The organism is Rhizobium sp. UFLA01-1127 (genome assembly GCF_059803845.1).
Genome location: NZ_JAUQTZ010000206.1, coordinates 1 through 7,839 on the forward strand (window position 1 = coordinate 1; position 7,839 = coordinate 7,839).

The 7,839-nt window shown below is 55.9% G+C and carries 8 protein-coding genes; 2 read left to right on the forward strand and 6 right to left on the reverse strand.

The features are described from left to right. The coding region (locus tag Q4Q11_RS29840) for an oligosaccharide flippase family protein (protein ID WP_498571733.1) at window positions 1-893 on the forward strand (893 nt) is incomplete at its 5' end. 41 nt (window positions 894-934) lie between these two features. On the opposite strand, the gene Q4Q11_RS29845 is transcribed toward Q4Q11_RS29840, so the two are convergent. The 6 genes from Q4Q11_RS29845 to Q4Q11_RS29870 are packed head-to-tail and all read right to left on the reverse strand — an operon-like array spanning window position 935 to window position 6,468. After that, complete coding sequence (locus Q4Q11_RS29845) at window positions 935-2,149, reverse strand: DegT/DnrJ/EryC1/StrS family aminotransferase (protein ID WP_498571734.1); 1,215 nt, start codon at window positions 2,147-2,149, stop codon at window positions 935-937. Next, window positions 2,146-3,120, reverse strand: a complete 975-nt coding sequence (locus Q4Q11_RS29850; protein WP_112507974.1) for an NAD-dependent epimerase/dehydratase family protein — start codon at window positions 3,118-3,120, stop codon at window positions 2,146-2,148. Before Q4Q11_RS29850 ends, Q4Q11_RS29845 begins: the two co-directional genes overlap by 4 nt. Next, window positions 3,110-3,835 (reverse strand): acyltransferase, encoded by a 726-nt coding sequence (locus Q4Q11_RS29855; protein WP_498571735.1) that lies wholly within the window; start codon window positions 3,833-3,835, stop codon window positions 3,110-3,112. The genes Q4Q11_RS29850 and Q4Q11_RS29855 overlap by 11 nt, the downstream gene beginning before the upstream one ends. Beyond that, on the reverse strand, window positions 3,825-4,928 hold the full coding sequence (locus Q4Q11_RS29860) for a DegT/DnrJ/EryC1/StrS family aminotransferase (protein ID WP_498571736.1): 1,104 nt from the start codon (window positions 4,926-4,928) through the stop codon (window positions 3,825-3,827). The genes Q4Q11_RS29855 and Q4Q11_RS29860 overlap by 11 nt, the downstream gene beginning before the upstream one ends. Next, window positions 4,925-5,962, reverse strand: a complete 1,038-nt coding sequence (locus Q4Q11_RS29865; protein ID WP_498571737.1) for a Gfo/Idh/MocA family protein — start codon at window positions 5,960-5,962, stop codon at window positions 4,925-4,927. The genes Q4Q11_RS29860 and Q4Q11_RS29865 overlap by 4 nt, the downstream gene beginning before the upstream one ends. Then, on the reverse strand, window positions 5,959-6,468 hold the full coding sequence (locus Q4Q11_RS29870) for an acyltransferase (protein ID WP_498571738.1): 510 nt from the start codon (window positions 6,466-6,468) through the stop codon (window positions 5,959-5,961). Before Q4Q11_RS29870 ends, Q4Q11_RS29865 begins: the two co-directional genes overlap by 4 nt. Window positions 6,469-7,016: 548 nt before the next feature. Between Q4Q11_RS29870 and Q4Q11_RS29875 the strand changes: the two genes are divergently transcribed. Then, on the forward strand, window positions 7,017-7,802 hold the full coding sequence (locus Q4Q11_RS29875) for a response regulator transcription factor (protein ID WP_498571739.1): 786 nt from the start codon (window positions 7,017-7,019) through the stop codon (window positions 7,800-7,802). The last annotated feature ends 37 nt before the right edge of the window (window positions 7,803-7,839 follow it).

Below are 7,839 nucleotides of genomic sequence, written 5' to 3' on the forward strand. Positions count from 1 at the left end.
GGTGGTACAGCAGACGGATAGGCGCAAACCCGCCTCCAATGTCGATGCGCCAGTTTAGCCGAGAAGGCAACATGTTGTTCAGGCTTGGCATCGTCTTCATGGCAAGCGGGCTGCTGACTTTTGGCGCAGCCTATGCGATCCGGCTCATTATGCTCAAGGAAGGGGGCGCGACAGCCGCGGGATTATATCAGGCGGCCTGGGGGCTTGGCGGTCTCTACGCAGGCTTCATTTTGCAGGCGATGGGAACTGACTTCTATCCGCGCTTGACTGCGACCGCAGACAACCATGCCGAATGCAACCGGCTGGTCAATGAGCAGACAGAAATTAGCATACTGCTCGCCGGCCCCGGTCTGCTTGCCACGTTGACACTGGCGCCGCTCATGATGAGTTTGTTCTATTCCGCGGAGTTTCATGGAGCCGTGGAACTTCTGCGCTGGATATGCCTGGGAATGATGCTCAGGATCGTCGCGTGGCCGATGGGTTTCATCGTCGTGGCGAAGGGTGCGCAGACTATTTTCTTCTTGACGGAGGTAGCGGCGACGCTGGTGCATGTGGGGCTGGCCTGGCTCTTCGTATCGAAGCTCGGCGCGCCAGGAGCCGGCATGGCATTTTTCGGCCTCTATATCTGGCACGGTATCCTGATTTACGTGATCGTGCGGCGGCTTACCGGCTTCCGCTGGTCCGTGGCCAATCGCAGGCACACGCTGCTTTTCCTGCCAGCATCGGGATTGGTATTTTCGGCCTTCTTCGTCTTGCCGCCGTGGTCGGCGATGGTGATTGGCTTCGTCGCTGTGGCTCTTAGCGGGCTGTACTCGCTGCGCATGTTGGTCGAACTGCTTCCGCTCAAGTCAGTGCCTGCCTTTATCAAAGGATGGATCACGAATTCCGCGTGAAAAATGATGCGCGTCGAGCCCAGCAGCATGCAAGTGCAACATCACGCAAGAGCGATGTTCCGATCGCTTTCAACCGCATCCGGGGTCGCGGCTCCAGCAAAGGATCCGCGCAGTTCCTCAACAACCCTGATGATGTCGAGGTCCGTCATCTGAACAAAAAGCGGCAGAATTATCGTTTGCCGCTGTGCCGATACGCTTCGAACCAATTTCTTGTCGGCACGATGGAAGCTTGGGCTGGAATAGGCTCCCTCCAGATGAATGTTCATCACACCGCGCCGGGTCGAGATCCCCTTATCGAGCAGTGCCTGCATGACTGTCCGCTGATCGACCGTATTAGGCAATCTCACACAAAAGCTCTGCCAGTTACTGCGAGCCCAGCAAGGCTCGATCGGCAACGCTAGCCCGGTGATGGTGGAAAGCAGCTCGCAATACTGTTCCGCAAGCCGCCTTCGCTGCACAATCAGATCCGGCAGCCGCCGCAACTGCACCCGCCCGACCGCCGCCTGAAGATCGGTCATACGATAGTTGTAACCCAATTCATCATAGTTCTCGAAGATCACCTGTTTCGAACCGTGGCGGACTGCATCGGTGACGCTCATGCCATGCTGGCGCCATAGCCGGAATTTTTGGTCATATTCGGGATTGGCAGTGGTCAACATGCCGCCATCACCTGTCGTGACGACCTTCCGGGGGTGGAAGGAGAAGCAGGCAATATCGCCATGCGGTTTGCCGATCTTCTCCCAACGCCCGTCCCAGAGGATTTCGCTTCCCGTCGCGCAGGCGGCGTCTTCAATAACCGGTATGGAGTGGCGCCTCCCGATTTCCACGACAGCGCGGAGATCACAAGGCATGCCGAGTTGATGCACACACAGGATTGCCTTGGTGCGAGATGTGATTGCTGTTTCGATCAGACTGGGGTCGATGTTGTAACCGTCAGCCTCGATGTCGATGAAAACAGGCACGCCATCGCAATATCGAATGGCGTTCGCCGTTGCGATGAACGAGTGGCTGACCGTGATGACTTCATCACCGGCGCCGACGCCGACCGCCTTTAAGGCCAGATGAAGCGCCGTCGTGCAGTTGGAAACAGCGCAGGCGTGTGGGGAGCCGACGAAGGCCGCAAACTCACGCTCGAAAGCCGCGACTTCCGGCCCCTGCGTCACCCATCCCGACAGAATAACGCGGCGAACAGCCTCAGCCTCTTCCTCTCCGAGAACAGGCTTGGCGACTGGAATTGCAGAGAGCGACGGTGTCATGCAGCTTGGCCTCCTGCCAGCGCGGTCTTCAGCCGCCACCACGCAACAAGGTCACGAAGCCCCTCCTCGATCTGCGTCTCGGCCTTGAAGCCCAGGAGACGTTCCGCTTTGCCCGTGTCGGCAAGACGACGTGTCACGCCGTTGACCGTCCGCGCCTCAAGGTGCTGCGGTTCGAGTGAAGCCCCCATGACACGGCTCAGAATTTGTGCGAGTTCCCGCAGGCTTGTCTCTTTGCCGCTGGCGACATTGAACACCTCGTCCGTGACATCACTCGTCGCGGCCAACAGGTTTGCTCGCGCAATGTCGCGGACATGCACGAAGTCCATGGTTTGGTTGCCGTCTCCGTAGATGATAGGCGGCATTCCGGCCGCCAGTCGCTCCATCCAGCGGATCAATACTTCCGTATAGGCGCCGTAAACGTCCATTCGTGGCCCATAGACGTTGAAATAGCGCAGCGCGACATAGCGCAGGCCATACATCTCCGCGAAGCTGCGAAGGAGCCCCTCGTTGAAGGTTTTCGCCGCGCCATAGATCGTCCTATTGTTGTAGGGGTGATGCTCTTCAGTCGTCGGAAAGCTCTCGGCAAGGCCCAGCACGGAAGCGGAAGAGGCTGCAACCACCTTCGAGACGCCTGCCTTAACGGCAGCTTCAAGAACATTGAATGTGCCTTCGGCCAGAACCTCGAAGGCAAGCCGCGGCTCTTCCGCACATTGCGTAATTCGGATGGCCGCCTGATGAAAGACGATATCCACGCCTTCGAAGACTTTCGCCAACAGCGATCTGTCTCTGATATCTCCGTCGATAATGTTAAGCGGCCCGCGGCTTATTGCCGTGTTAAGATTGTCGCGGCGACCGCGCACGAAGTTGTCGAGGATGACAATCTCACGCGGCTTTTCCAATGCGACGAGATCGGCAATATGCGATCCGATAAGACCGGCTCCGCCGGTAATGAGCACCCGTTTATCTCTCATGATCTCCCCCAAGCGAGATATCCATCACTGGATCGGCGTCTGTGCGCCAACGTATGAATCTCGCCGGCACACCGGCTACGACTGAAAACGGCTCGACGTCAGAGACAACGACTGCTCCCGCTCCAACGATCGCCCCCTTCCCTATGCATACGCCGGGAAGAATTGTCGCATTCGTCCCGATATCGGCCCATGCGCCAATGCGCACGGGTTTGATTTCCAGATCCGTGCGAATGATTGGCACGTCAACAGGCAGCGCTGTGTGGGCGGAGCCAAGCACCTTGGCGCCAGGCCCCCACCCCACGCAATCCTCAATCACTAGATCACGGGCGTCGAAATAGGCCATCGGTCCGATCCAGACGTTGTCGCCGATCACGCACGTGCCATCGTAGCGTCCCTGGATATAGGCCTGAGCACCGATGAACACCCCATTGCCGATTTCGAAAGTTTCGGGATGTTTGAAGCCGGCGCCGCTTGAGACATGCAAAGCTTCGCCGCAGCGTCGCGTGATACCTTGCCAGATAGCTTTCCGCATCAAGGTGTCGACGACCCCGTCTCCTGTCGCGAAGCGACCGTAGAGGTCGACCAGGCCGGCGCGCCCGTATGATTGCCGGAGTTCTTCGACCAACCCCGCCTGATAGGCCGGATCTGCCCGCTTTTCCTGGCGGCCGTGGACCGCCTGTACGAGTCGAGTCTTCCCTGAGCGGTTAACTGACATAGGCATGCTCCAGCGCGGCGACCACCTGCTCAAGGTGCGATGCAGGCATCTCGGGATAGATGGGCAGCGAGAGTACCTCGCGTGCCGCGGCCTCCGAAATTGGGAAATCATTGGCTTCGTAACCAAGGTCGGCATGGGCCTTCTGCAGGTGAACGGGGATGGGATAGTGCAGCCCAGATTGGATTCCTTCCGCGCTAAGTGCGCGCTGAAGCCCGTCGCGATGGCGGCTTCTTATGGCATAGACATGGTAGACGTGGCGTCGCTCGGCTGCTTCTACAGGGATCATCAAATCCACTGATCCAGCAAGCAGCGATGAGTAGCGGCGGGCATGAGCACGACGCAGTTCGGTCCAAGCTTCAAGATGCCGAAGCTTGACACGCAGGATCGCGCCTTGAATGGCGTCCATGCGGTAATTGAAGCCTTTCAGCAGATGGTGATAGCGCTGTTCCTGACCCCAGTCACGCAGCATGCGTATCGTCTTGGCCTGTTCGTCGCTGCTGGTAACGACCATCCCCCCCTCGCCGCAGGCGCCGAGATTTTTGCCGGGATAGAAGCTGAAGCAGCCGGATACACCGATGCTGCCGGCACGGTCGCCTTTGTACTGCGCACCATGGGCCTGGCAGGCATCTTCGATGACTGGTATCCGATGGCGGTCAGCAATCGCCTTGATTGCATCCATATCTGCCATTTGTCCGTAGAGGTGGACAGGAACAATGGCCTTCGTCCGAGGCGTTATCTTTGCCTCGATCTTAGCCGGATCCATTGTGAGCGTCACCGGCTCAACATCGACGAACAGAGGCCGTGCGCCGGTGTAGCAGATCGCCGATGCAGTTGCGACGAACGTGAATGGAACGGTAATGACCTCATCGCCCGGGCCGACGCCCGCCGCAAGAAGGGCAAGATGCAAGGCACTTGTTCCCGTGTTGACGGCTATCGCGTGCTTGACGTTGCAATAGTCTGCGAATTCCTCCTCGAAACGCGCGACCTCGTCGCCCAATGCGTACTGGCCCGACGCCAGGACGCTGAGCACGGCGGTGTCGATCTCGTCCTTGATCGACGCATATTGTGCTTTGATGTTCAGGAATGGGATCATGCGATGCGCCTCGCCTCTTCGAGTTCAACGATACGACCGCGTTGGGCGAGCGACCGGGTCGCGGCTTCCAGGATGCGAACGACACGTAGCCCGGCAAGACCATCCGTGACGGGCCGCGCACTTTGCTCGATGCAATCGACGAACAGCTCGAGTTCGCGCTTCAATGCCTCGGTCATATCGAGCTTTGGTGCCCACATGTCGCCGCTGCGATAGCCCACCAACATCTGATGGACCTTCTCGCCGTATGCGAGAGAATTGGGGTTCAGCGTGATGCCCCTGTCGTAGACCTTGATCTTTTCACTTGGTTCTAGATCGTCATAGACGATCATCTTATTGCTGCCGCCGATCAGCGTACGGCGCACCTTGACCGGCGCCAGCCAATTCACATGGATGTGCGCAATGAGCTTGCTTTCGAAGAAGAGCGTCAGATAAGCGATGTTTTCCGGTTCACCCAGCACATGGCTCATTCCCATGGCAGAAACAGCCACAGGTTTCTCCTGCAGGACATAATCCAAGATCGACAGATCATGCACCGCGAGGTCCCAAATTACACTGACATCGTGCTGGAAGAGCCCCAGATTGACCCGAACAGAGTCGTAGTAATACATGTCTCCCAGGCCGCTTTCGACGAGTTCGCACATTTTGCGAACGGCCCCTGTGTGGACGAACGTATGGTCCACGGCCAATACGACACGGCGACGCGCTGCTTCGTCAACCATCCGCGAGGCTTCCTCCGCCGTCGCAGCCATCGGCTTTTCGACAAAAACATGCTTTCCTGCCATCAAAGCCTGCATGGCGAGCCTGAAATGGCTTGAAACCGGCGTCGCTATTGCGATGGCATCCACAGCCGGGTCGCGTAAGACCTCCTCGAAATCATCGGTGGTCTTTATTGCCGGATACCGGCTCTGAACAGCGGCCAGTCGCTCGCGATTGAGATCACAGACAGAAACGAGGTGCGCTCCGGCCGCCTCCGAGATATTGCGAACCAGATTAGGCCCCCAATATCCATACCCGACAACAGCGATGCCGATCATCGCATTCCCTCCAACGCCTGCATATCGTCGTCTGGCCCGTCATTCACGCGACCGATTATTCTGGCCGGGACGCCAGCGACAATGCCGCCAGCGGGCACATCCTTTGTTACAACCGCTCCGGCGCCGACCTGCGCAGCTTCTCCGATCATCACACCAGGCAGAATGGTGGCGTTGCTGCCGATCGACGCATGGCGCTTAACCAGCGTAGGGATTACCATCCAGTCGGCCTCCGTCTTAAGGCTGCTATCCGGATTGACGGCACGCGGGTATGTGTCGTTCGTAAACATGACCCCGTGGCCTATAAAAACGCCATCTTCCAGGGTCACTCCCTCACAGAGGAAGGAGTGGCTGGAGATCTTACAGTTTTTTCCGATCAGAACGTTTTTCTGAATCTCAACGAAGGTGCCGATGCGCGTTCCCGAGCCGATTGTGCAACCATAAAGGTTCACAAGGTCAGGATGGTGGATAACGACGCCGTCTTCCAGGTTGACGTTTGATGCAATCATCCTGTCCCCTCCTTAAACAGACCCTTATTTTCAGCTGAAACCTGTCATCGCGTGATTTGCGCTCAAGCTTTCTTTGCCATAGGGCCAATATTTCTTTCTTCCAAAGAGAAATGTTTTTATCAACCGAGTAAAGAAACAATACGTTTGAGTTTATTCACCTAACGACGTATCTTTCTATAATGGCGAACCTCAAAATGTATGATACCCGATAACGTTGTTAGTATATTACATCACATCGCGACATCGTGAACATAGTTCATATCTTCAATGTCTTGACACGTAATAAGATTTTATTTGGACTTTCAATCAATATAATATGACTTATACGTCAGCTTCAGTAACATATAACTCTCACTTATGAAGCGAATTTGCTATATACATTCCAGGAGAAGTTATATTTTCTTTGTCGTATATTTTTTAGTGTAATTCTTTATGAACTATGTTATTAAATTCCTAATTTAGCGTATTTAAAGAGCCCCCGGATTTAAGAGGGGATAAAATGTTTCGCCTTAGTGGCGGAGAAAAACTAGGTAGGGGAGGATGAAGCGGTGAACTCAGCGCTTATACCAAATTTGAACCTTCGGCAGGAAACCGCGGCTCCTCCCCTCAAGCTAGAGAACAGTTCGACGGCACTTACCCTGGCGCCAGAACCGACGCAATCGCTCGTCATACTCGATAACCGCGAACTCGATCGGCAATGCCTTGCGCAATGCATGACCGCTCACAAGACGGATTTGCTTATCCTGGCATTTGGATCAATTGAGGAGTGGAAGCAAAAGCGCGACGAGTATCCTCCTCTTGCAGCAATCCTCTTGAACATCGGCGGCAAAAAGATCGACGAGCCTGCCGTTTCGGAACATATCAAGAGCCTTTCGTCGGAATTCTGTTCGACACCAGTCATCATATTGGCGGATAGTGACGATTTCACCCAAATCGTGAAGGCGTTCGATTATGGGGCCAAGGGTTATATACCTACCTTGGTCAGCATTCGCGTGTGCATGGAGCTGATCGCGCTGTCCGTGGCTGGCGGACTTTTTGTGCCTGCAAGCGCCCTATTCGCCATGCATCACCTATTGGAGTCGAGCAGCTCAACCGCGCGCCCATTGGCCGACATATTCACGGATCGCCAGGCCGAAGTCGTAGAGGCGCTCCGTCGCGGAAAGGCGAACAAGATCATCGCCTATGAGCTCAAACTGCGTGAAAGCACCGTCAAGGTGCATGTTCGCAACATTATGAAAAAGCTCAAAGCAACGAACCGAACCGAAGTCGTCTTCAAGCTTAATCATCTCTTGGATAAGCCTACAGGATCTGGGGCGAATAGAGCGCAGCTCTGATGTCGTCAGCCACTCGAGACGTCCTTCACACCATAAG

Excerpts from the sequence above, each read along its gene's own strand:
- Q4Q11_RS29845 (WP_498571734.1), bottom strand. The coding sequence starts at position 2,149 with ATGACACCGTCGCTCTCTGCAATTCCAGTCGCCAAGCCTGTTCTCGGA.
- Q4Q11_RS29850 (WP_112507974.1), bottom strand. The coding sequence starts at position 3,120 with ATGAGAGATAAACGGGTGCTCATTACCGGCGGAGCCGGTCTTATCGGA.
- Q4Q11_RS29855 (WP_498571735.1), bottom strand. The coding sequence starts at position 3,835 with ATGTCAGTTAACCGCTCAGGGAAGACTCGACTCGTACAGGCGGTCCAC.
- Q4Q11_RS29860 (WP_498571736.1), bottom strand. The coding sequence starts at position 4,928 with ATGATCCCATTCCTGAACATCAAAGCACAATATGCGTCGATCAAGGAC.
- Q4Q11_RS29865 (WP_498571737.1), bottom strand. The coding sequence starts at position 5,962 with ATGATCGGCATCGCTGTTGTCGGGTATGGATATTGGGGGCCTAATCTG.
- Q4Q11_RS29870 (WP_498571738.1), bottom strand. The coding sequence starts at position 6,468 with ATGATTGCATCAAACGTCAACCTGGAAGACGGCGTCGTTATCCACCAT.